The sequence below is a fragment of the Bacillus sp. bc15 genome (genome assembly GCF_900142585.1).
Taxonomy (GTDB): domain Bacteria; phylum Bacillota; class Bacilli; order Bacillales; family Bacillaceae_G; genus Bacillus_A; species Bacillus_A cereus.
Window position 1 is genome coordinate 1,155 of sequence record NZ_FRBJ01000005.1, and the last position, 23,866, is coordinate 25,020.

Here is a 23,866-nt window from a genome sequence, read left to right on the forward strand (position 1 = left end):
CCAACGGGAGCTACAGGAGCAACCGGAGCGACAGGTCCACAAGGAATCCAAGGTCCAGCGGGGGCAACTGGAGCAACGGGTTCACAAGGTCCAACTGGGGATACAGGTCCAACAGGTTCACAAGGGATTCAAGGTCCAACTGGTCCAACAGGAGCTGGAGCAACCGGAGCCACAGGAGCGACTGGAGTTAGTACAACTGCAACGTATGCGTTTGCGAATAATACATCAGGAACCGCTATTTCCGTTTTATTAGGTGGTACGAACGTACCATTACCGAACAATCAAAATATTGGCCCAGGAATAACCGTTAGTGGTGGAAATACTGTATTTACAGTTGCGAATGCAGGAAACTATTATATAGCCTATACAATTAATTTAACGGCAGGTTTACTTGTAAGTTCTCGTATAACTGTAAATGGCAGTCCGCTTGCGGGAACGATAAATGCCCCGACAGTCGCTACTGGTTCATTTAGTGCAACAATAATCACTAACTTGCCTGCTGGAGCTGCTGTTAGCTTACAGTTATTTGGAGTAGTTGCAGTAGCTACATTATCTACGGCAACGCCAGGGGCTACTCTAACTATTATTAGATTAAGTTAATAAGCAGAAAACCTTGAAACTTTTATGTTTCAAGGTTTTTTATCCTTGTATTTGTAAGTAAACCTCGTTAACCAGGGGGAGTGGATACCCTCTAATTATTTAAAGTTTCACTTTATTCACTTGAGCAAAAACATCGCAGTTCGAAAATATATTATAATAGAATGAAAAGAAAGAAATTTGGCAGAAAGGGAGGGTGGCGATGCAGGAGATGGTTAAAGATTTTTTTGGACGCCCACTTCAAGATTTACGTATATCTGTCATTGATCGTTGCAATTTTAGATGTACATATTGTATGCCAGCGGAAATATTTGGGCCAGAATATGCTTTTTTGAAAGACGAGTTTTTACTAACTTTTGATGAAATTGAGCGTTTGGCAAAATTATTTGTTAGCATCGGTGTACGGAAAATTAGACTTACTGGCGGTGAGCCACTGCTTCGTAAAGATTTAACAAAACTTATTGCACGTCTTGTGAAAATTGATGGGCTAATAGATATAGGGTTAACGACAAATGCTATTCATTTAACGAAACAAGCGAAGGCATTAAAAGAAGCTGGATTACATAGAGTGAATGTTAGTTTAGATGCGATAGATGATGACATATTTAAGAATATTAATGGTCGAAATATTAATACGAAACCGGTAATTAAGGGAATTATAGCAGCTAAAGAGGCGGGACTGGAAGTAAAGGTAAATATGGTTGTGAAAAAAGGGATGAACGATCATCAAGTACTTCCGATGGCTGCGTATTTTAAAGAGCAAGGAATCACGCTTCGGTTTATTGAGTTTATGGATGTTGGTAGTACAAATGGGTGGAATTTTGATCAAGTCGTTACAAAACGAGAATTAATTGAGATGATTCATAAGGTGTATCCGCTTGAGCCGGCTGAAGCGCATTACTTTGGTGAAGTTGCGAAGCGATATCGGTATGTTGGAACAAATGTTGAAGTTGGTTTTATTACATCTGTCTCTGAGTCATTTTGTGCCTCTTGTACGAGGGCGAGAATTTCGGCAGATGGAAAGTTTTATACGTGCTTATTTGCGACAGAGGGTTTGGATGTAAGAGAACTTCTTAGAGGAAATCTTTCGGATGAGGAGTTATTAAGTGTTATACAAGATGTATGGATGAATAGAAAAGATAGGTATTCGGATGAACGAACAGAAGAAAGTGCAAAAAATCGTCCGAAAATCGAAATGTCTTATATAGGAGGATAAGAAAGGGGGCTATCGCATGCAGGAGCGATATTCAAGACAAATATTATTTTCTGGTGTTGGAGAAGAAGGACAGAGAAAAATAAGAGAGAAGCATGTGCTTATTATTGGTGCTGGTGCTCTCGGTGCGGCAAATGCAGAAGCGATTGTTAGAGCAGGGGTTGGAAAAGTAACGATTGCTGATCGGGATTATGTAGAATGGAGTAATTTACAAAGACAACAACTATATACGGAAGAAGATGCAAAGCAGTATAAACCGAAGGCGATAGCGGCTGCAGAACATTTACAAGCAATTAATTCTGAGGTGGAAATAAATCCGGTTGTGACGGATGTAACGGTGCAAGAAATGGAAGAATTAGTGCGTGATGTAGATTTAATATTAGATGCGACAGATAATTTTGAAACGCGTCTTCTCATTAATGATATTTCACAAAAGTATAATATTCCATGGATATATGGTGGTTGCGTCGGGAGTTACGGAGTAACGTATACAATTTTACCAGGGAAAACGCCGTGTTTTCGCTGTTTAATGGAGCATCCGGCGAGCGGAGCAACATGTGACACAGCTGGTATTATACAACCAGCAGTACAATTAGTAGTTGCGCATCAAATTACGGAAGCGCTGAAAATATTAGTAGAAGACTACGGAGCGCTTCGTGAAACGATGTTATCGTTTGATCTTTGGAATAATCAACAGATGGCATTTAAAGTGAATAGGCAGAAAAAAGATACTTGTTTATCTTGCGGAAGGTTACGTACATATCCGAGTTTAACATTTGAAGCACAAACAAAAACAGAAGTGTTATGTGGGCGAAATACAGTACAAATTCGCCCGGGGGTGCGGAAGAATTTTAATTTAGAAGAAATTAAAAAGCGCTTACAAAGAAGCGTAGAGATAAAGGCGACACCTTATTTATTATCATTTCCGGTAGAAGAATATCGTTTTGTTTTATTTACAGATGGCAGGGCGTTTATTCATGGGACGAATGATATGAATGTAGCGAAAAGTTTATATGCAAGATATATAGGTTGAACCTAAAGGAAATCCTTTAGGTTCAACGGAGAGAGGATTATGAATTTCTCGTATAATCTCCACTTTTTCCACCTGTTTTTTCAAGTAAGTACGTTTCGCCGATAATCATACCTTTATCGATAGCTTTACACATATCATACACAGTAAGAGCGGTAGCGGAAGCAGCTGTTAAAGCTTCCATTTCAACACCGGTGCTACCTTCTGTTTTAACTTTTACTTCAATGAGTAAACGATATTGTTCTTCTGATTGTTTCCAATCGAAAGAAACGTCAACACCTTTTAATAATAAAGGATGGCACATTGGGATAATATCAGAAGTACGTTTCGCAGCCATAATGCCTGCGATTTGCGCAACTGCTAATACGTCACCTTTCCCAATTTCATTGTGAGAGATTTTATCGTAAATTTCTTTCGTAACGACAATGCTAGAGCACGCAATTGCTGTTCGAACGGTTGTTTTTTTGTCGCTTATATCAACCATTTTTGCGCGTCCTTGGTCATTAAAATGTGTAAATGAAGACATGGAATTCCTCCTTGAAGTAATTTCTATTGAATACATAAAGTTTAATCGAGATAAAAAAAATTGCAAATATGAGGTGAGAAATGATGGTAGAAAAACGAATTCCAATTCAAGTTGCTGAGGCAGTAGAACGGGTAATGAAATATGCGAAGCATGGTGAAGTAGAAGAAATTTCTATTACGGAAAGTTACGGGAGAGTTCTCGGGGAAGATGTTGTCTCAGATCATGACGTTCCTCATTTTGATCGTTCCCCTTACGACGGTTTCGCCATTCGAGCAGAAGATACGAAAGGAGCAACCCAAGAGAATCCAATTGAATTTGAAGTAATAGGAGAAATCGGGGCGGGGTCTGTTTTTTTAGAAGAAGTAGGAGCTTTTAAAGCGATTCGTATTATGACAGGAGCAGCTATTCCAGAAGAATGTAATGCAGTCGTAATGCTCGAGCTGACAGAAGGGTTTGAGAAGAACGGGAAAACATATATGAAGTTAAAACGCCCTTTTAATAACGGTGACAATGTGTCGTTTAAAGGAGAAGATATAAAACAAAATCAAGTTCTCGTTAAGAAAGGTGTTGCAATTAATCCAGGTGTTGCGGCCTTACTAGCAACGTTTGGATATAGTACTGTGAAAGTTGTAAAACAGCCTGTTGTCGGTATTGTAACGACAGGAAGTGAATTATTAGAAGTACATGAGCCGTTACAGCCGGGGAAAATTAGGAATAGTAATTCGTATATGATAGCAGCTCAAATTATGAAAGCTGGCGGGAAAGTTCGTTATTATGGTCAACTCGCCGATGAGCTAGATGCATGTTTTACAGCTGTTCAATCAGCGATAGATGAGGTCGACATTTTAATTACAACAGGCGGTGTATCAGTAGGAGATTATGACTACTTACCAGCTATTTATGAAAGGTTACAGGCGAATGTACTCTTTAATAAGATAGCCATGAGGCCCGGAAGTGTAACGACAGTAGCTGAAGTTGATGGAAAGTTACTCTTCGGTTTATCAGGAAATCCGTCTGCTTGTTATGTAGGCTTTGAATTATTTGTGCATCCAATTATAAAAACATATTTGTATGCGAAGGAACCTCACGTATATAGAGCGGATGCTATTTTACAAAAAGATTTTCCGAAGCCAAATCCATTTACTCGTTTCGTAAGAGCGAACGTAACAATTGTGGACGGAGCGTTACAAGCGATGCCGGTTGGTTTAGATAAATCGAGTGCGGTATCTTCACTTGCAGATGCGAATGCTTTTATCGTGTTACCTGGAGGAACGAGAGGATTTGAGACCGGAATGAAAGTATCCGTATTATTGTTAGAGCACTCTGAGGGATGTGATTGGCCATGGGCAAAGCCCCTTCAATCTTACAAATAGTAGGATATCAAAATAGCGGAAAAACGACACTTGTAGAGAAAATTGTGCATGTGTTAGCTGAAAGTGAAATGAAAGTTGCTACAATTAAACATCACGGGCACGGAGGTTTTCCAGAAGTAGCGCAAAAAGATAGCGAAAGACACCGTAAAGCTGGTGCTGTCGTAAGTAGTGTAGAAGGTGCTGGATTGCTTTCACTTTCTTCACTAAGAAAGAAATGGTCCTTGCAAGAAATTATTCGCTTATATGAGTTTTTTGGAGTGGATACAATTTTAATAGAGGGCTATAAAAAAGAGAACTACCCGAAAGTAGTGTTACTTCGTTCTGCGGAAGACGTTGAACTTTTACATGAAGTAGAAAATATAGTGGCAATTATTACGTGGTATGATGTCCCGGTAAATATACGAGAAGAATATAAAGTATTTCATATAACAGAAGAAGAGTTGTACATAGACTGGTTTTTACAAATGGTTAGGAGTGCGAAATGATAAATACATATTATGAAGTAATTGATACAGAAATCTCGATTGAAGAGGTAACGAAGAAAGTAATTCGACGTGAATGCGGTGCTGTTACAACATTTATTGGAACGGTTAGAGAGTTTACGAAAGGCCGTCGTACATTATACTTAGAGTATGTTGCTTATAAGACGATGGCAGAAAAGATGCTAGAGAAAATTGGTCTGGAAGTGAAAGAGAAATGGCCAGGTACATATGTTGCGATTACACATCGCATCGGTACGTTGCAAATTTCTGATATAGCGGTTGTTGTTGCTGTTTCAACACCACACCGTAAAGCGGCTTATGAAGCGAACGAATATATTATGGAACGCATAAAACAAATTGTTCCGATTTGGAAAAAGGAGTTTTGGGAAGATGGTGACTCATGGATTGGTGATCAATTAGAAAAAACACCATATCCGGCGGGAGAGCCTGGGAAGGAGCTATAAGTATGATTAGAGTATTGTTATTTGCGCACTTGCAAGAAGAAGCAGGGACAAGTGAATTACAAATAGAGAAAGAAAATATTACAGTTACACAGTTAAAAGATGTTGTTGCGAAAGAATATAATGTACCAGTTTCAGAGCCAATTATGGTTGCGATTAATGAAGAATACGCAAATGAAGATGACAGGGTACAAGATGGTGATGTGGTTGCACTTATACCACCAGTGAGCGGTGGTTAATATTGGATTCCTTAAAACGACTTTCCTAAGTAGGGGAAGTCGTTTTTTTATGGCGTTTTTGAGAACACTAACTTATAGGATAAGGAGGACGTTATGAAAAAAATATGTGTAATTATTACAGCGATATGTTCTATCTTTTTCTCTTCTCCAAGCGATTCTTTCGCGAAAGAATCAAGAGAACAGCTTTTAGAGAGTGCGTTATTGAATAGGTACTATTCGGTTATTAGACAAGTGACAGAAGATCAATATGAATGTGATGCAGTTATAAATATAAAGCGTCTCGGCAGGAAAGATGAATTTGTACCTAGATTTGAAGTGACGCTACAATTTCTTACATTTCAAGGGGCGCATAATCCTCCAAATGACAAAGTTACACTTACTTTAGAGGATTATTTAGATCATATAAAGGTAAAAAATGTGGAGCGAGAAAAAAATGTTTCTAATGATGTTGTAGAAAAGATTTGTGCTCGCAAAAAAGAAAAAATGAAAGCTCATTCTAATGATTGAGAGCGGTAACTTATTCCGCTATTTGCGGGATGATTAAAGTTTCAATTTATAACATTTTACAGAGAAAGGTAATGGGCGATGGATATATTTTTAGCAATTTTACCAGCTATATTTTGGGGGAGTATTGTGTTATTTAACGTAAAACTGGGCGGGGGACCGTATAGTCAAACGCTTGGAACAACGTTTGGAGCACTTATTTTCTCAATTGTTGTTTATATTTTTATGAAGCCAGTATTAACACCTACTGTGATTGGGGTTGGAGTTGTGTCAGGTTTATTTTGGGCGCTTGGTCAGGCGAATCAATTGAAAAGTATTGATTTAATGGGCGTTTCGAGGACGATGCCAATTTCAACAGGACTTCAATTAGTTGCGACGACTTTATTTGGCGTTATCGTATTTCATGAATGGTCCACGACAATATCGGTCGTCCTTGGGATTTTAGCGCTTGTTTGTATTATTGTCGGTGTTATTTTAACATCACTTCAAAGTGAAGAAGAAAAGAATGCAGAGCAAGCAGCAAATTTTAAAAGAGGTATCATAATTTTATTAATTTCAACAGTCGGTTATTTAGTTTACGTAGTAGTGATTAGACTATTTAACGTAGATGGTTGGTCAGCTTTATTACCACAAGCAGTTGGTATGGTATTAGGAGGGATTTTGCTTACCTTTAAACATCATCCATTCAATAAATATGCAATCCGAAATATTATTCCAGGATTAATTTGGGCAGCTGGAAATATGTTTTTATTCATTTCGCAGCCGCGTGTTGGAGTCGCAACAAGTTTCTCGCTATCGCAAATGGGGATTATTATTTCCACGCTTGGTGGGATCCTTATATTAGGTGAAAAGAAAACGAAACGCCAATTAACGGGTATCGTTGTCGGTATCGTTTTTATTATTGCAGCCGGAATTATGTTAGGTATAGCAAAAAGTTAAAGGAGGTATTGAAATGTATAGTGATTTAGAAGGAAAAGTGGTCGTTATTACAGGATCAGCAACTGGTCTTGGTAGGGCGATGGGAGTAAGGTTTGCTAAGGAAAAAGCGAAAGTGGTTATTAATTATCGCTCACGAGAATCAGAAGCAAATGATGTGTTAGAAGAAATTAAAAAGGTAGGCGGAGAAGCGATTGCTGTAAAAGGTGATGTAACCGTCGAATCAGATGTTGTGAATCTCATTCAATCTGCTGTGAAAGAATTTGGTACGCTCGACGTTATGATTAATAATGCAGGGATAGAAAATGCAGTACCATCGCATGAAATGCCACTTGAAGATTGGAATAAAGTAATCAATACAAATTTAACAGGTGCTTTCTTAGGAAGTAGAGAAGCGATTAAATATTTTGTAGAACATGACATTAAAGGGTCTGTCATTAATATGTCTAGTGTTCATGAGAAAATTCCGTGGCCACTATTTGTGCACTATGCAGCGAGTAAGGGTGGCATTAAACTGATGACAGAAACGTTAGCGCTAGAATATGCGCCAAAAGGTATTCGAGTAAATAATATAGGACCAGGTGCAATTAATACGCCGATCAATGCAGAAAAATTTGCTGATCCTAAAAAACGTGCTGACGTAGAAAGTATGATACCGATGGGCTACATTGGAAAACCAGAAGAAATTGCAGCAGTAGCAACTTGGCTCGCTTCTTCAGAGGCGAGTTATGTAACGGGCATTACGCTATTTGCAGATGGTGGAATGACGTTATATCCATCGTTTCAAGCTGGGCGTGGGTAATATAAAAGGACGAAGAGATAAAACTCTTCGTCCTTTTTTTACAAAAAAAATAGCGGCCAGCTATTTTAAATTTAGTGATTAATTGTATCTTGAAGAAATTCTGTTGCTTGATGTTCAGTAACATTTTGTACGAGCGCGACTTCGCTGATCATCATTTTTCGTGCATTATCTAGCATTTGTTTTTCGCTCGCATTTAATGTTCTCTCTTTATTACGGCGAAGTAAATCACGAACCACTTCTGCGCTATCTTGTAAATTGCCATTTTTCATTTTTTCCATATTCATTGTATATCTTTGTTTCCATGAGAGTGATGGGTCTGACTCCCCGTTTTGAAATTCAAGAAGTATATCATCTAACGTACCTCGATCAACGATATAACGAATACCCGATTTTTTTAATTGTTCCATCGGAAGCATTACTTGCATATCTTTACTAATGATGCGTATCACACAATATTGACGTGAAGTACCTAATATTTCTTTCTCTTCAATTGCTTCGATAATTCCTGCACCGTGCATTGGATAAACGATTTTATCACCAATTTGAAACAAATCATCCACCTCCATATGTGGTAACCACTTTTAATGATAGCATACGTATGTAAAAATGTCAAATTTTATATAATAACATAATATTTATATTCGAGTCAATAAGATAAAGTGCTTTTTTATGTTTTTTTTGGGACCTTATTTATAGTGATTTTTTTAGAAAAATAGTACAGGTGAAGAAAGAAGGCATATCCACTTATTTTTAAGCATAAAATGTAAAAGCGCTAATACAATATACCTAAATCCGTTCTTTGCAAAGGAGGGAGAGAAGGTGGGGCGCACAATAAAAATTGATATTACAAATAAAGTTGTAGCTAAATTTAGACCAAATTATTTGGAATTATATACGAGTAAATTTATGATAGGTAAGTTTTATGTCTATACTGAAGATAAAGAATATGTGTTAGAAGACGGATATATATATGAGAATGGAAAGTTTTATCGCATCATAGATACGCACCGTGGCAATAATCAAGCGGCGGAGGGCTGCGATCTAGGACGGTGTTAACATGATTCGTGTGAAAGTGTTTGATGAAAGTCACGAAAAAGACTTAGAAGATGCTGTAAATGTTTTTTTGAAAAAGATTGATGATAGCAACTTTGTAGATATTAAATATCAAGTTGGTGTTTCCATTAACGACGATGAAAACCAAATTTATTGTTTTTCAGCAATGATCGTTTATAAAGCATAAAAAAGAGCTGGCTCACCCAGCTCTTTTTTATGTTTTATGTTGGGACAACATGTGTCGGTAATACGTTCATAATAGATTGGGGTGTGCCTAATTTCTTTGTCGTTAAAAGAGGCTCCCCTGTTTCATGATTTTGGGCATCTTTACACATACCAAGGTGATAACGATCACCTAAAAATGGATCAATATAAAAACCATTTTTGAATACTTTATCATTTGGATGTTTTTCATGGTGAATATCAGAGCAGTTAATGCAATAGAACATAGCGTTCAACCCCTTTTTATTTTGTTTGAAAAAAGTGAGTCGGTAGTCATTTCGCTCCTAAGGAAATGTTGAGGAGAAGAGAAATAACTACCTACTCAAATGGTGGGCATATTCCTTCTGATTTGTCATATCTCGCGTATTGTCCCTGAGGGAAGGAGGAGAGACGAAGTACGCATGATATAAGTAAGGCGCTTCTTTCAATATGAATGATGGAGTTTCATGTTGAGAGAAGTTTTTATTTTGTATTGCCTTTGTGAGTATATTATGAGGAAATGCTAAGAGGGTGTTTGTCCTGTTGAAAAAATGTTGAGAATTTCTCAACAGTAAAAGAATTAGCGTTGACATGAAACCAAAAGGTGTTATATTATCGAAGTAAAACCAAAAGGTGTTATGTTATAACGCCGAGTAAAGGAGAATGAACATGGAACAACAAAATACATTAAATGATATTAAACAAACAATCGTTTTTAACGCGTCTATTCAAAAGGTATGGAGTGTAGTATCAACTGCAGAAGGGATTGCGTCATGGTTTATGCCAAATGATTTTGTATTAGAGGTAGGACATGAATTTCATGTGCAATCGCCATTTGGGCCATCACCATGTAAAGTGTTAGAAATTGATGAGCCAAACCATTTATCTTTCTCATGGGATACAGATGGCTGGGTTGTTTCATTTAATTTGAAAGACTTAGGAGATAACAAAACAGAATTTACGTTAATTCACGGCGGCTGGAAACATCCTGATGAAATTCTTCCGAAAGCGAAAGCGAAGAGCTCTATTATTCGCGATAGAATGAGCGGTGGTTGGGTAGCGATTGTAAATGAAAAACTGAAAAAGGTTGTCGAAGGCTAAGTGTCCTCGTCAGCAGCGAAATATGATGTATTTCAAGCAATTGCTGATCCAACCCGCCGAGAAGTAATACGGTTATTAAGTGACAAAGAGTTACCGATTTCCAAAATAACGGATCATTTTCCGATGAGTCGTACTGCGGTTGTAAAGCACCTTCATATTCTTTCGGAAGCGAATTTAGTAAGTGGAAGAAAAAGCGGAAGAGAGAAGATATATCGTTTGCATCCAGAACCATTAGAAGAATTACAACAGTGGCTCTCGTATTATGAACGTTTTTGGGATAATAAATTATCCATGCTGAAACATATTGTGGAGAATGAAGAATAAAAAGGGTGACCAAAATGGTCATCCTTTTTATTGTTGCTCACTTGTTTGTGTAGCTGGCTTTAATAAAAGCCAAGCAATAATTAATGTAAATACTGCTAATACGAAAGTGCTCATATAAATGACGTGTACGCTTGATGCTAATGCGGATTGTGATTCGGTTACTACGTTTGCTGTAGTACCGCCATGTCCACCAGATACAAGATCAAGATTTTTAATACCACGTGCGTGAATCATCGTATTGAAGATTGTACCGAATATTGCAGCACCTAACGTTTGACTAAATGTATTAATAAATGTATTTAAACCAACAGCTGTCCCGCGTGTATGAGCTGGCACGGCTGCTTGAATTGTTACCATGTAAATCGGTGTCACAAGCCCCATTCCTAAGCCGAATAATCCGACTGCTACATAAATAAGGAACGATGGTGAATTTGTTGATAGTGTAAATAATAAGAACGTAGCAACTGATAAGATGCTAGCTCCAAGTAAAATAATTTGTTTCGTTTTTAACTTGCCAACTAAGTTACCCGAGAACATAGCACCAAATGTCCACATAACAGGAATTGGCATTAAAATGAGTCCAGCTTCTGTTGCATTTTTTCCTAAAACACCCTGGCTCCAAATTGGAAGATACACAGTAATACTAATAATCATTGCGCCAGCAATAAGAGTTAATATATTTATCGTAGATAATGTACGGTTAGAGAAAAGTGCTAGCGGAATTAATGGTTCCGGAGATTTTTTCTCGATGAATAAGAAAATAATAAATGAAACGACGGCGAAAATTAATAGGCCGATAATTGTTATGTCTCCCCAGTTTTGCTTACTGCTACCTGTTAATAATGCATATAGTAGAGCGATTGTACTTAATGAGAAGACTGTTGCACCAAGATAATCGATATGATGTTTAGCAGGTTTAATAGATTCTTTGTAGTAAATTACAATCATTAAGCAAGCGATAATTCCGAATGGGACGTTTAAGAAGAAAATATAACGCCAAGAAAGAGAATCAACTAAAAATCCACCTACTAACGGTCCGATAACACCGGATACACCCCAAACGGCACTCATCCAACCTTGTGCTTTCGCGCGGTCTTTCGCTTCGCTATATAAGTCTCCAATAATCGTCATTGTGATTGGCATAACAGCACCAGCACCGATACCTTGAAGCGCGCGGAAGAAAATTAATTGTTCCATCGATGTAACGACTCCGCAAAGTGCAGAACCGACTAAAAAGATTGTAGCCCCGATCAGTAAAACCTTTTTACGACCGAATAAATCAGCGAGCTTTCCGTATATTGGAGTCGAAACAGCTGTTGCAAGCATATAAATTGCATATACCCAACTAACAAGTTCGACGCCTGACAAATCACTCGTTATACGAGGGATTGCTGTACTAACAATCGTTCCTTCTACCGCAGAAAGAAACGTCATTAACATTAAAGACATCATGACTTTTTTTCTCATTTGTTTTCCCCTTACCCTTTTTTAAATATTCAACAATATAAAATACAAAGGTACTAAGGTATATAAAGCAACAAAAAAGCAATGGAAAGTTACATGGAGCAGATGTTTGTCGCTTCTTGTCGGTAAGTCGATATATTTGAGAAATCGCCGATATAAGTTGTAGAATCGCTGATAAATTTGGAAAATCGCCGATATAATTACAGAATCGCTGATATATCTGTGGAATCGCCGATAATGATTTCATGGCAATATTAAAAAAGAAACAGGAATCCCTGTTTCTTTTTTTAATATTGCATTTTCGCGTTTTCTCCAGCTGTCGTTCCAGCAATTCTACCAGTAACAAGGGCTGATGTAATATTATAGCCACCAGTATAACCGTGGATATCAAGAACTTCTCCGCAGAAATATAAGCCGTTCGTAAATTTAGAAGACATTTCTTTCGGATTAATTTCTTTCACGGATACACCTCCGCCAGTAACGAATGCTTTTTCAATTGACTGCGTACCATTTACATTCACAGTAAACTCTTTAAAGTCTTTCACAAGTGCACGAATCTTTTCATGAGAAACTTGTCCAGCTTGTTCACTACCGTCAATTTCGTTTTTTTCTAATAAGAATAGGAAGTAACGTTCAGGGACATAACCTTTTAAAACGTTTTTAATTCCTTTTTTCGGATCTTCTTTCATTTGTTTCAGCATACGCTGAAATAGTTGTTCACTATTTTCATCTGGCAATGCATCAATACTCATTTGTATTGTATTCGTTTTAAACTTTTTCAGTGCTTTCACGACGAATTGACTACAGCGAAGAGCAGCAGGACCAGATAGGCCAAAATGAGTGAAGAGCATGTCCATTTTGTGAGAAATGATAGCTTTTCCTTTCGGGTTTAATACGCTTAAGTTTATATCACGTAAAGCAAGACCTTGTAATGAGCGATCACGTATAAACGGCTCGTTTGATAGGATAGGTACTTCTGTTGGGAATAATTCTGTAATTGTATGACCTGCTTTTTCAGCCCAAGCGTATCCGTCTCCAGTGGAACCAGTTTGAGGAACAGATTTTCCGCCAACAGCGATAACGACGTGATTTGTTTCTAACACTTCGCCTGTTTGCAGTACAACTGCTTTCGTTTGACCGTTTTCATATTCAATCGTTTCAACAGGTGTATTTGTACGGATTTTTACACCTAAGTTTTTTAATCGTGTTAAAAGTGCGTCTACAACAGATTGCGCCTTGTTTGACACAGGGAACATGCGACCGTGGTCTTCTTCTTTCAATTTAACACCAAGATTTTCGAAGAATGTAATAATATCTTCATTATTAAAAATAGAAAAAGCGCTGTATAAGAAGCGACCGTTTCCTGGTATATGTTTAACAATTTCATCAAGTGGTAGACGGTTCGTTACGTTACAGCGCCCGCCACCAGAAATCGCAAGTTTACGCCCAAGTTTATTTCCTTTATCAAGAAGCAAGACATTTGCGCCTTCTTCTGCAGCACCAATTGCAGCCATTAGCCCAGAAGGACCGCCGCCGATGACAATAACATCATAATGCATAATATATCGACCTCATTTTCTACATTTCCTGCCTAAAAGAATAGCATGTTTTCCCTTAAAAGAAAAATAGAGTGAAGTACTGCTTAATGAGAGAATTGTGGTACAATACAAAAGTTAGAGTTCAGCACTATCCTGCTATTTGTAGGCGATAAGACTAAAACCTCAAGATTTAGGAGAAGTAAATAGGGAGTCTGTTAGCCTGTAAATGCTCGAATGGTTCAACTAATAAGGAGTAGGAGAGAAGTCTCCAACTAATTATAGTTTCACTTTATGTAGATGTAGGAGGATTTTTGTATGTCCGATTCGAAATTTCTGCGCGGAACGCTTATTGTTACGCTAGGGACATTTTTAGTAAAGTTCTTAGGCATGATTTACGTCTTTCCGTTTCATGCATTAGTAGGCACAGAAGGCGGAACGCTCTATACATATGGATACATTCCATATACGATCTTTTTAAGTATCGCAACGGCAGGTGTGCCGCTTGCTGTTTCAAAATTTGTTTCCAAATATAATGCGCTTGGCGATTATAAAACGAGCCGGAGAATGTTCCGCTCGGGAATGGTTATGATGATAGTAACAGGAGTTCTTTCGTTCCTAGTACTGTACATGACGGCGCCATTGTTTGCAGAAGCGATGCTTGGTAAACAAAGTATACACAATAATGTAGGAGAAGTTACGACGATCATTCGTCTTGTAAGTTTCGCACTTATTGTTGTACCAGCAGCGAGTTTAATTCGTGGTTATTTCCAAGGTCACCAGTCTATGGGACCAACTACCGTTTCACAAATTATTGAACAAATTATTCGTATCGTCTTTTTATTAGCTGGTAGTTTTATCGTTATTAAAGTACTTGGCGGTACAGTTGCAACAGCAGTTGGAGTAGCGACGTTTGCTGCGTTCGTTTCAGCGGTTGGAGCACTCGGTGTGTTAATTTGGTACTGGTTAAAACGTAAAAAATATTTGGATCAATATTTAATTGAACAAACTGTACCAGAATCAACAGTAAGTACCGTTCAGTTGTTTAAAGAGTTATTCGCATATGCGATTCCTTACGTTGTAATTGGGTTAACAATTCCTTTATATCAACAAATTGATACATTGACATTTAACTCAATTATGCAGGCGATTGGTCAAGGTGATATCGCAGAGCGAGCGCTTGGTATTTTCACAATGTGGACGCATAAGTTAATTATGATTCCTGTATCACTTGCAACAGCGTTTAGTTTAACGCTTGTACCAGCAATTACAAAATCATTTACTGAAAAACAATACCGCTATTTGAAATTACAAATTACACAAACATTCCAAGCAAATATGTTTTTAACATTGCCAGCAGTTATCGGTATTTCAACACTTGCATATCCAATTTACACTGCTTTCTATGACTCAGATCCATTAGGTGGACAAGTATTAATGTGGTATGCACCAGTTGCATTGTTATTTGCTTTATTTACAGTAACAGCGGCAATTCTTCAAGGGATTAATCAGCAAAAGCATGCGATTGTCGCGCTTATTATGGGTGTTATTTTGAAATTTGTATGTAACGTAATCTTTATTCGTTATTTCGGTACAGTAGGAGCAATTCTAGCGACCGCAGTTGGTTTCTTAGCTTCTGTTTGGTATACAAATCGACAAATTAAAAAATACGCACACTATTCATTCGGTGTTGTATATAAAAGAACATTCCAAATTGCAGTACTGACACTTATAATGGTCGTTGCTGTAAAACTATCACAATGGCTTCTATCCTTCATGATTTCGCCTGATGGCCGTATTGGTGCTCTTATAACAGTTGCGATTTGTGCAGGTATTGGCGGTCTTGTTTACGGATTGTTAGCAATTCGCACAGGAGTACTTGAAAGAGTATTTGGCGGAGAAGCATTAGATAAAATTCAACGTAAACTTGGTAGTAGATTTAAAATAAAGTTGAAATCAAGAGGGGCGTAATTACGTCCCCTTTTCTATGATAAATAAAGAAGGTGAAAAACGTGAGATTAGATAAATTATTAGCGAATATGGGATATGGAAGTAGAAAAGAAGTAAAGAAATTATTGAAAGATGGCGTTGTGAAAATTGATGGAACGCCAGTAAAAGATGCGAAAGTTCATGTAAATGTAGAAGAGCAAGAAGTTATGATTCACGGTGAAGTTGTGGAATACAAAGAGTTTGTTTACTTAATGATGCATAAACCACAAGGTGTTATTTCAGCGACGGAAGATGATAATCATGAAACAGTAATAGATTTATTAGAATTAGAAGATGCAATCTTTGATCCGTTCCCAGTTGGACGACTTGATATCGATACGGAAGGTTTCTTATTGATAACAAATGATGGGAAGTTATCACATCAATTATTATCTCCGAAAAAGCATGTGCCGAAAAAATATTATGCACACGTTGCAGGAGTAGTAACAGAAGAGGATGTAAAAGAGTTTGCTAAAGGTGTTATTTTAGACGATGGCTATGAAACAAAGCCAGGTGCGCTTACAATATTGAAAAGCGATGATATTTCTGAAATTGAGCTTGTGATTACGGAAGGAAAATTCCATCAAGTGAAGCGTATGTTTGAAGCGGTAGGGAAAAAAGTAGTCTACCTAAAAAGAACGGAGATGGGTCCGTTAGTATTAGATGAAGAACTAGAACTTGGACAATACCGAGAGCTAACAGATGAAGAAGTAGAAATGTTAAGAACATATCAAGTAGATACTGAAAAGTAGTACCTTTATAGGTGCAGAAAAAACCCCTTTCTAATAGTTAGAAAGGGGTATGTATTTATTTACATACAATTATTTTTCGTTATGAGGTCATTCTCACTTTCTTTCCTGTTGTTGTCCACTTACCGCGGCAAGGGCTATACACGAGTTCATTAAACTGCAACACATTTAGATCACGTTGTATCGTTCGCGGTGTGATCCCGAACTCATCTACAAGGTCTTTCGTCGTTACCGTTCCGTTTTCATTGATGTACATATAAATTGATTTAATGCGTGTTAGCATACGAGTAGTTGTAGGTTTCAAGAGAAAACCACTCCTCTACTAGTTTTTTTGACCCCATTCAGGAAAGAAGGTCGTTACTACCATTGTACTCTACATGATAAAATTCATGCTTTAATCTACTTAAATTTTACAAAAGTTTAACAAATATTTATATAGAAAAATATTGGTAGTTGACATTGTATATATGGTCAGTCAACTAACACATAAAATTCTACGTAAAACGCCAAATTCCTGCAAATTTTTTTGAAAAAATAAAAGAAAAACTAATAAGAAATGTCTGAAATATTACAATTGTTCGGTATTTAGTTTTCGTGTATGGCATAAGGGATTTCGGTTTGCTATGATGAAAGAGATAATATAGTGAAGGATGGATGCGTGATGTCAGCGATTAATTGGACTGAAGAAGTTGCAAAACGAAAAGATGATTTAATTCGTGATACACAACAATTTTTACAAATTAAAAGTGTATGGGAAGAAGAATCCGCGAAAGAAGGCGCACCATTCGGTGAAGGTGTAGAAAAAGCGCTATCTTTCATGTTACATAAAGGAGAAGCTGAAGGTTTTGCTTCTAAAAATTTAGAAGGATATGCAGGTCATCTTGAAATGGGACAAGGAGAAGAGTTAGTAGGTATTCTTTGTCACGTTGATGTTGTACCAGAAGGAGATGGCTGGACGACTCCTGCGTATAGTGCGGATATTCGCGACGGAAAGATTTTTGCACGTGGTGCAATTGACGATAAAGGCCCAACGATGGCAGCATATTATGCGATGAAAATTGTGAAAGAATTAGGCTTACCTCTTTCAAAACGTGTTCGTATGATTATAGGAACAGATGAGGAAAGCAATTGGAAATGTGTAGATCACTACTTTAAAAACGAAGAAATGCCAACAATCGGTTTTGCACCAGATGCAGACTTTCCAATTATTAATGCAGAAAAAGGAATTTCTGATATACAAGTTGTGCAAAATGATAGTGAAGAGAAAAAAGGTACATATGAACTTGTTTCATTTGATTCAGGGCGCCGTTTAAATATGGTTCCTGATTTTGCAGAAGCGGTTATTACAGGAGAAGATGTAAATGCACTTACAGTAGCATATGAAGAGTATTTACAAACTGCTAAAAAAATAGGGAAATCGACTATAGAAGGCAATACAGTGACGTTGCAAATAGAAGGAATTTCAGCGCACGGATCTACTCCTGAAAAAGGAGAAAATGCAGGTTTATTATTAGCAAACTTCTTAACTACAGTTTCACTTGATGGAAAAGCAACTGCATTTGCGACATTTGCAACAGAAACATTTACTGGTGATATTTTTGGTGAAAAAGCTACTATTGCTTATAAAGATGAAATTAGCGGTCCATTAACAGTGAATGTTGGTCGCCTTTCTTATACGAAAGAGAATGGTGGTAATTTAGGATTAAACGTACGTTACCCAGTTACGACTAACTTTGAAGAAATGATTGCAAAGTTAAAAGAATATGTAGGTACGTATGGATTTGCAGTAGTAGACTATTCTAACTCTCGTCCGCATCACGTTGATAAAGATCACGAGTTAATTCGTACGTTGCAACGTGTATATGAGGAACAAACAGGTGAAAAAGCTGAATTGTTAGCAATCGGCGGAGGTACTTATGCTCGCTCATTAAAAGCTGGTGTGGCATTTGGACCGCTATTCCCTGGAAAAGAAGAACTTGCGCATCAAAAAGATGAGTACATTGAAATTGAAGACTTATTAAAAGCAACAGCAATTTATGCGCAAGCAATTCATGAACTAGCGAAGTAAAGTGAAACTTTAATCGCCGATATATGAATAATGACCGCTCTCTACTTTAGAGGGCGGCTTCTTTTTAATTGAATGAGATAAGAAAGAAAAGAAACAATAGAAAGAAGGAGACGGTGTACATGGATAGGCATTATTTTGTCGCAATTACTTTACCAAATCATATAAAAGAAGTGCTGTCTAACTATAAAGAGGATACGAATGAGGAATTACCATTTCGCTCGTGGGTACATAAGGAAGATTATCATATTACCCTTTCCTTTTTAGGAGGTGCGACAGAAGAACAGTTAAAAGGGATAAAGAATGGATTACAAACACTTACAAAAACAAAAGAACTATCGTTCACGTTACAAGGTTTTTCAACGTTTGGTAGAGAAGATCAGCCCCGTATTTTTTGGGCGAAGGTAAGTGAGAATCACGATTTGTTTCAGTTGCAAAAGCAAGTACATGCCATTTGTGAAGAAAATGGATTTTCTCTAGAAACACGCCCATATCATCCGCATATTACTGTTGCTCGTAAATGGATAGGAGAAGAAAAGTTTCATTTAGAAAGTATAAAAGAAGTCCCTGAAATATCATTTCAAGCAGATACAATTACTTTATACGAATCCCACGTGAAAGAAACCCCGAAGTATAAATCGATTGCTGAAATAAAATTACAAAAATAGAATGGTGAAAACGTTTTTTATGCAGGTGAATATACTATAGAGAAGAATGGAGTTACTGTATAGAGTCTTGTTGATAAGAAAAGCCTTATCATTTGCAGCTCATTTTATCTCGCTCATTAAAGTTTCACTTTATTTTAACTTTGAGAATGATGGTGATTTTTTTATGTTGAAAGTAAAACGTCCATTTGATGCCTATTTAGATGAAATGAATAAAATTACAATTTTGCTCCCACATGCGTATGGAACAAGTCGGACATTTCGTTTGCAAGAAGGAAGTAATGTGAAAGATTTACCGATTGCTCATACGATTGCGCTTCCAGATGCAACGAAGTATGAGTGCTTTATAGAAGAGCCGCTAGATGTGGGAAAGTATTATACAGTACGAGATGAACGGAATGAAGAAACGGATTTACAAATAGGTGCTGTTATTCGAACAACAATTTTCGATGAAAAGTATTATTACGAAGGTACAGATTTAGGTGCTGTGTATCAAAAAGAAGAAACGACATTTAAAGTATGGGCCCCAACTGCAAGGCTTGCGAAAGTAAGAATTTATAAGAGCGATAAAGAATATGCCGATCATGAAATGTACAGGGGAGAAAACGGAGTTTGGATTCAAACATTACAAGGTGATTTAGACGGAGCGCGCTATACATTTCTTGTTTGTATTAATTTAATATGGAACGAAGCTGTAGATCCTTATGCAAAGTCGGTGACGGTAAACGGAAAACACGGTGTTGTTATCGATTTAGAAAAAACGAATGTAACAAGAAGAGAAGGATTACCACCATTACAATCAATGACAGATGCCATATTGTATGAACTGCATATTCGTGATGCGACTATACATCAAAATAGTGGAGTGATTCAAAAGGGAACATATAAAGGATTGATGGAAGAGGGAACAACAGGACGGAACGGGACTTTAACAGGGTTGTCTCATATAAAAGATTTAGGTGTTACACATGTTGAACTATTACCGTTATATTGTTTCGGTGGTGTAGATGAGGCGAATCCTTCATCTGCCTATAATTGGGGGTATAATCCATTATATTACAATGCACCAACAGGATTTTATGCTACAAATCCCTCTGATCCGTATAACAGGATAGTAGAGTGTAAACAGTTGATCGAGACATTTCATGAGCATGGCATTAGGGTAATTATAGATGTTGTATATAATCATGTTTATGAAAGAGAGCTATCATCATTTGAAAAGCTTGTTCCAGGATACTATTTTCGTCATGGTGAAGATGGTATGCCTTCTAATGGGACGGGAGTCGGAAATGATATAGCATCTGAACGGAAAATGATGAGGAAATTCATTGTAGAGTCTATTTTATATTGGCTTACTGAATACAATGTCGATGGATTCCGATTCGACTTAATGGGAATTTTAGATGTTGATACAATGAATATGATAGAAAAAGAAGTGCGAAACATAAAACGAGATGCTTTGTTATTAGGAGAAGGATGGGATTTACAAACACCGCTTCCTCGTGAGGAAAAAGCAACGTTAAATAATGCGAAGAAAATGCCACATATGGCGCAGTTTAATGATCAATTTCGTGATGGGATAAAAGGGAGTACATTTCATATAAATAAGCGTGGTTTTGCATTTGGTGGGCATGTAGACTGTAATCATTTGCAGTATATTGCAGCAGGAAGTCTTTTAAGTATGAAAGAAACAGGGCTGTTTCTAGAGCCGGCGCAAAGCATTAACTATGTAGAATGTCATGATAATATGACGATGTGGGATAAACTAGTGCGCAGTAATGAAGAATCAGAAGCGATTTTGAAAAAACGTCACCTGCTAGCGAGCGCAATGGTTATTCTTTCACAAGGTATTCCTTTCTTACATGCAGGACAAGAGTTTTATCGTACGAAGAAAGGAAATGAAAATAGCTATAATGCAAATGATGAGATCAATCAATTAGATTGGGATCAAAAAGAGAAAGAAATAGAGACCGTTAACTATATAAAAGGTTTAATTGCGATTCGTAAAGAGCATGGGGCATTCCGATTACAAAACGCAGACCTTATAAAAAAACATATGACTTTTTTACAAACATCTACAGAAGTACTTGCATATCACCTAGAGCATGCAGAATCGTTTGGGCCGTGGAAAGAGATTGTCGTTTTATTTAATAGCGGTTTAGAAGCTAAAACTGTGCAACTTCCGAAAGAAGAAACGTGGCATGTGATAGTAGACGAAAAGCAAGCGAAAATAGAGCCAATTTCTTCATTTAGAGGAAAGGAACTTAGGCTCGCTCCAATTAGCACGTATATATTGACGATAATGTGACAAATCGCTACTTGACGATGAGAATGTAATAAATGTAGAATTGACAAAGGTGACGATTTTGATAAGTTGTCATTCTATGACAGGTTTTGTAAAATAAAATAGAGAATTTTTGGCTGAGGCTAATTTTTCTTTTCATTTACAGTAAAATATATGAATCCACAACATGTGTAGAAATGTTGCGGTTTTTCTTTTCATAACTATAAAAGATAAGGATTTGTTAACGGGTAATGAATATGGAATGGTTGGAACAATTATTAGGAAAAGAGTGGAGTCTTGTACCGGCTGGTGGAGTAACGGGCGATGCATATATTGCGCAAAACGGACAACAGAAGTTATTTTTAAAGCGGAATACATCGCCCTTTTTAGCGGTATTGTCAGCAGAAGGAATTGTTCCAAAATTACTTTGGACAAGAAGGGTAACGAACGGTGATGTAATTTCTGCTCAAAAATGGCTTCCGGGACAGAAGTTAGAGCCAGAGGATATGAAACTAGAACGTGTTGCGAAACTTTTGAAGAAAATTCACTCCTCTAAAGCGCTTGTACAGATGATTCAAAGACTTGGGAAGCAACCGCTTCACGCACAAGAGTTATTACAACAACTGCAACTCGTTTTAAGAGGAGATATAAGGGATGATGAAACAATTCAGCAAGGCCTTCAATATTTAATGGATTCATTAAAAGCTATTGAATACAATGAATTCGTTGTATGCCATTGTGATGTAAACCATAACAACTGGATATTGTCGGATGAAGATGAGTTGTTTTTAATTGATTGGGATGGAGCTGTAATTGCTGACCCAGCTCTAGACCTTGGTATGTTATTATATTGGTACATTCCGCGCCAGGAGTGGAGTGAGTGGCTCGGTTTTTATGATATTGAAATGGATGAATCGCTGCTTAGGCGCATGAGATGGTATGTGATAGCACAAACGATTTTGTCTATTCAATGGCATACAACAAAAAAACAGCAAGCAGAAGCTGAATATTGGCATCAATATTTACAGCAACTACTTGCTTCAGAATAATACTTAAGAAAAATTGTCCATTCCAGCAATCCACTGAGTAAGTTGTTCTTGATTATTGGAAATATGGTTGTCCAAATTAGAGGAAGATTTACCCGATTGACTATAAGAATATACATCGTTTAGCATTGTTTTAGCGTCACTACTTATATTATCGTTTGCGAGTAACGATTGAATGAGGCGCTCTAATTGCTCGCATTCTGAAACTGTCCCGCAGCAATCACTTTGGTGGTTGACTAAAATATCTTTCAGCACTTCTAATTGATGTTGTTGATTAATTGGCATGAACGGATCATCCTTTCGATTGTTTTTCTCTTCAAATGTAAGAGAAAAAGCTGTTTCGTCATGGAATGTTTAATGCTGTATGTAGTTTTTATCAAAATGGTACATCTTATACTTGAAAGAAACGGACCGAGTGCTCGTACGTACTTGGTTTTTTGTTTGGTAGATTGATTAAAAAAAGAAAGAAGGAATTATTCCTTTAAAATAGTTTTGTAAAGAGAGGGAGACATCTATGCGTTTAAGACATAAACCATATGCAATGGATCGAATTAACGAGTATTCACATATCGTAATCGGAAACCCAGAGGAGCGCGCTGGTAACTGGAAAGAAGTATTTGGAAATGAACAACCAATTCATATTGAAGTAGGTACAGGTCGTGGCCGCTTTATGTATGATATGGCAAAAGCTAATCCACATATTAATTATATTGGAATTGAAAAATTCACAAGTGTTGTTGTAGATGCACTTGATAAATTAATTGAAGAAGAAGTGCCGAACTTAAAGTTAATTAATAAAGATGCTGAAGATTTAACAGTTTTCTTTGCAAAAGGTGAGATTGATCGCGTTTATTTAAACTTCTCAGATCCATGGCCAAAGAAGCGTCATACGAAGCGTCGTTTAACGTATAAAACGTTTTTACGCAATTATGAAGAAGTGTTAGTAGAAGGCGGAGAAATTCATTTCAAAACAGATAACCAAGGTTTATTTGAATATTCTCTTATGAGTATGGCTGAGTATGGTATGTTACTAACTTACTTAAGCTTAGATCTTCATAACAGCGACTTTGAAGGTAACATCATGACTGAATACGAAGAGAAATTCTCTAGTAAAGGTCATCGTATTTACCGAGTTGAAGCAAAATATCGTACAGAGCCTATGCAGTAATGCATAGGTTTTTTTACATCTAAAATAATCAGAATTTTATGTTAAGATTAATTGAAAGG

General features: G+C 37.1%; 27 protein-coding genes and 1 pseudogene. 21 read left to right on the forward strand and 7 right to left on the reverse strand.

Translation table 11 applies throughout. The features are described 5' to 3' along the window. The 3 genes and pseudogenes from BUA87_RS17440 to BUA87_RS17450 form a co-directional block, all read left to right on the forward strand. Positions 1–600: pseudogene (locus BUA87_RS17440) on the forward strand (collagen-like protein); the annotation flags it as partial. A gap of 199 nt (positions 601–799) precedes the next feature. After that, positions 800–1,813 (forward strand): GTP 3',8-cyclase MoaA, encoded by a 1,014-nt coding sequence (gene moaA, locus BUA87_RS17445; RefSeq protein WP_001157116.1) that lies wholly within the window; start codon positions 800–802, stop codon positions 1,811–1,813. A 16-nt stretch (positions 1,814–1,829) separates the two neighbouring features. Next, positions 1,830–2,843: a molybdopterin-synthase adenylyltransferase MoeB gene (locus tag BUA87_RS17450; protein WP_072940364.1), complete on the forward strand. Its 1,014-nt coding sequence runs from the start codon at positions 1,830–1,832 to the stop codon at positions 2,841–2,843. Positions 2,844–2,880: 37 nt separating this feature from the next. Here BUA87_RS17450 and moaC read toward each other — a convergent pair whose 3' ends face one another. Then, the gene (gene moaC / locus BUA87_RS17455) at positions 2,881–3,366 is read right to left on the reverse strand and encodes a cyclic pyranopterin monophosphate synthase MoaC (RefSeq protein ID WP_048558777.1); all 486 of its coding nucleotides are present in this window, start codon (positions 3,364–3,366) and stop codon (positions 2,881–2,883) included. 83 nt (positions 3,367–3,449) lie between these two features. On the opposite strand from moaC, the gene moeA reads away from it, so the two are divergent. From moeA to BUA87_RS17490, 7 genes are all read left to right on the forward strand, one after another. Then, complete coding sequence (gene moeA, locus BUA87_RS17460) at positions 3,450–4,739, forward strand: molybdopterin molybdotransferase MoeA (RefSeq protein ID WP_072940367.1); 1,290 nt, start codon at positions 3,450–3,452, stop codon at positions 4,737–4,739. Beyond that, on the forward strand, positions 4,709–5,224 hold the full coding sequence (mobB, locus tag BUA87_RS17465) for a molybdopterin-guanine dinucleotide biosynthesis protein B (RefSeq protein WP_000513629.1): 516 nt from the start codon (positions 4,709–4,711) through the stop codon (positions 5,222–5,224). Before moeA ends, mobB begins: the two co-directional genes overlap by 31 nt. Beyond that, complete coding sequence (gene moaE, locus BUA87_RS17470) at positions 5,221–5,685, forward strand: molybdopterin synthase catalytic subunit MoaE (protein ID WP_000611226.1); 465 nt, start codon at positions 5,221–5,223, stop codon at positions 5,683–5,685. The genes mobB and moaE overlap by 4 nt, the downstream gene beginning before the upstream one ends. A gap of 2 nt (positions 5,686–5,687) precedes the next feature. Next, a complete protein-coding gene (gene moaD / locus BUA87_RS17475) occupies positions 5,688–5,921 on the forward strand; it encodes a molybdopterin converting factor subunit 1 (RefSeq protein ID WP_072940370.1) in 234 nt (77 codons plus the stop codon). A gap of 93 nt (positions 5,922–6,014) precedes the next feature. Continuing rightward, a complete protein-coding gene (locus BUA87_RS17480; protein WP_000717656.1) occupies positions 6,015–6,428 on the forward strand; it encodes a DUF3888 domain-containing protein in 414 nt (137 codons plus the stop codon). A 78-nt stretch (positions 6,429–6,506) separates the two neighbouring features. Next, entirely contained in the window at positions 6,507–7,364 is an 858-nt protein-coding gene (glcU, locus tag BUA87_RS17485; protein WP_000350865.1) for a glucose uptake protein GlcU, read from the forward strand. A 13-nt stretch (positions 7,365–7,377) separates the two neighbouring features. After that, positions 7,378–8,163, forward strand: coding sequence for a glucose 1-dehydrogenase (locus BUA87_RS17490; RefSeq protein ID WP_000286698.1), 786 nt, complete (start codon positions 7,378–7,380; stop codon positions 8,161–8,163). 71 nt (positions 8,164–8,234) lie between these two features. Here BUA87_RS17490 and BUA87_RS17495 read toward each other — a convergent pair whose 3' ends face one another. Further along, positions 8,235–8,729, reverse strand: a complete 495-nt coding sequence (locus BUA87_RS17495; protein WP_000451446.1) for a CarD family transcriptional regulator — start codon at positions 8,727–8,729, stop codon at positions 8,235–8,237. 253 nt (positions 8,730–8,982) lie between these two features. Between BUA87_RS17495 and BUA87_RS17500 the strand changes: the two genes are divergently transcribed. Together BUA87_RS17500 and BUA87_RS17505 are read left to right on the forward strand one after the other, a co-directional pair. Continuing rightward, positions 8,983–9,219 (forward strand): DUF2553 family protein, encoded by a 237-nt coding sequence (locus BUA87_RS17500; protein WP_000533803.1) that lies wholly within the window; start codon positions 8,983–8,985, stop codon positions 9,217–9,219. A gap of 1 nt (position 9,220) precedes the next feature. Beyond that, positions 9,221–9,403 (forward strand): sporulation protein Cse60, encoded by a 183-nt coding sequence (locus BUA87_RS17505; RefSeq protein ID WP_000621751.1) that lies wholly within the window; start codon positions 9,221–9,223, stop codon positions 9,401–9,403. Positions 9,404–9,437: 34 nt separating this feature from the next. Here the strand turns inward: BUA87_RS17505 and BUA87_RS17510 are convergent, their stop codons facing one another. Beyond that, a complete protein-coding gene (locus BUA87_RS17510; RefSeq protein WP_000498988.1) occupies positions 9,438–9,665 on the reverse strand; it encodes a DUF3973 domain-containing protein in 228 nt (75 codons plus the stop codon). A gap of 421 nt (positions 9,666–10,086) precedes the next feature. Here BUA87_RS17510 and BUA87_RS17520 point away from each other — a divergent pair, with 421 nt between their 5' ends. Next, on the forward strand, positions 10,087–10,518 hold the full coding sequence (locus tag BUA87_RS17520; protein WP_000437768.1) for an SRPBCC family protein: 432 nt from the start codon (positions 10,087–10,089) through the stop codon (positions 10,516–10,518). Further along, complete coding sequence (locus tag BUA87_RS17525; protein ID WP_000098837.1) at positions 10,519–10,842, forward strand: ArsR/SmtB family transcription factor; 324 nt, start codon at positions 10,519–10,521, stop codon at positions 10,840–10,842. A 27-nt stretch (positions 10,843–10,869) separates the two neighbouring features. Here the strand turns inward: BUA87_RS17525 and BUA87_RS17530 are convergent, their stop codons facing one another. Then, on the reverse strand, positions 10,870–12,309 hold the full coding sequence (locus tag BUA87_RS17530) for an MDR family MFS transporter (RefSeq protein WP_001228030.1): 1,440 nt from the start codon (positions 12,307–12,309) through the stop codon (positions 10,870–10,872). A 284-nt stretch (positions 12,310–12,593) separates the two neighbouring features. Then, positions 12,594–13,865: a BaiN/RdsA family NAD(P)/FAD-dependent oxidoreductase gene (locus tag BUA87_RS17540; RefSeq protein WP_000558867.1), complete on the reverse strand. Its 1,272-nt coding sequence runs from the start codon at positions 13,863–13,865 to the stop codon at positions 12,594–12,596. A 294-nt stretch (positions 13,866–14,159) separates the two neighbouring features. Between BUA87_RS17540 and BUA87_RS17545 the strand changes: the two genes are divergently transcribed. Together BUA87_RS17545 and BUA87_RS17550 are read left to right on the forward strand one after the other, a co-directional pair. Further along, on the forward strand, positions 14,160–15,812 hold the full coding sequence (locus tag BUA87_RS17545) for a putative polysaccharide biosynthesis protein (protein WP_001284026.1): 1,653 nt from the start codon (positions 14,160–14,162) through the stop codon (positions 15,810–15,812). A 41-nt stretch (positions 15,813–15,853) separates the two neighbouring features. Then, positions 15,854–16,582: a pseudouridine synthase gene (locus BUA87_RS17550; protein ID WP_001234948.1), complete on the forward strand. Its 729-nt coding sequence runs from the start codon at positions 15,854–15,856 to the stop codon at positions 16,580–16,582. A 79-nt stretch (positions 16,583–16,661) separates the two neighbouring features. Here BUA87_RS17550 and BUA87_RS17555 read toward each other — a convergent pair whose 3' ends face one another. Continuing rightward, entirely contained in the window at positions 16,662–16,883 is a 222-nt protein-coding gene (locus tag BUA87_RS17555; protein WP_000805512.1) for a DeoR family transcriptional regulator, read from the reverse strand. A gap of 357 nt (positions 16,884–17,240) precedes the next feature. Here BUA87_RS17555 and pepV point away from each other — a divergent pair, with 357 nt between their 5' ends. The 4 genes from pepV to BUA87_RS17575 all read left to right on the forward strand — a co-directional run bounded on the left by pepV (position 17,241) and on the right by BUA87_RS17575 (position 22,642). Then, on the forward strand, positions 17,241–18,647 hold the full coding sequence (gene pepV / locus BUA87_RS17560; protein ID WP_001274229.1) for a dipeptidase PepV: 1,407 nt from the start codon (positions 17,241–17,243) through the stop codon (positions 18,645–18,647). Positions 18,648–18,766: 119 nt separating this feature from the next. Continuing rightward, on the forward strand, positions 18,767–19,312 hold the full coding sequence (gene thpR / locus BUA87_RS17565) for an RNA 2',3'-cyclic phosphodiesterase (protein ID WP_000373841.1): 546 nt from the start codon (positions 18,767–18,769) through the stop codon (positions 19,310–19,312). A 163-nt stretch (positions 19,313–19,475) separates the two neighbouring features. Further along, positions 19,476–21,617 (forward strand): type I pullulanase, encoded by a 2,142-nt coding sequence (gene pulA / locus BUA87_RS17570; protein WP_072940376.1) that lies wholly within the window; start codon positions 19,476–19,478, stop codon positions 21,615–21,617. A 227-nt stretch (positions 21,618–21,844) separates the two neighbouring features. Next, on the forward strand, positions 21,845–22,642 hold the full coding sequence (locus BUA87_RS17575) for a phosphotransferase family protein (RefSeq protein WP_002094168.1): 798 nt from the start codon (positions 21,845–21,847) through the stop codon (positions 22,640–22,642). A 3-nt stretch (positions 22,643–22,645) separates the two neighbouring features. On the opposite strand, the gene BUA87_RS17580 is transcribed toward BUA87_RS17575, so the two are convergent. Continuing rightward, positions 22,646–22,924, reverse strand: coding sequence for a YtzH-like family protein (locus tag BUA87_RS17580; protein ID WP_001122235.1), 279 nt, complete (start codon positions 22,922–22,924; stop codon positions 22,646–22,648). Positions 22,925–23,153: 229 nt separating this feature from the next. On the opposite strand from BUA87_RS17580, the gene trmB reads away from it, so the two are divergent. Next, positions 23,154–23,807 carry a tRNA (guanosine(46)-N7)-methyltransferase TrmB gene (gene trmB / locus BUA87_RS17585; protein ID WP_001239383.1) on the forward strand — a complete coding sequence of 218 codons (654 nt, stop codon included), beginning with the start codon at positions 23,154–23,156 and terminating at the stop codon, positions 23,805–23,807. Positions 23,808–23,866 lie beyond the last annotated feature (59 nt).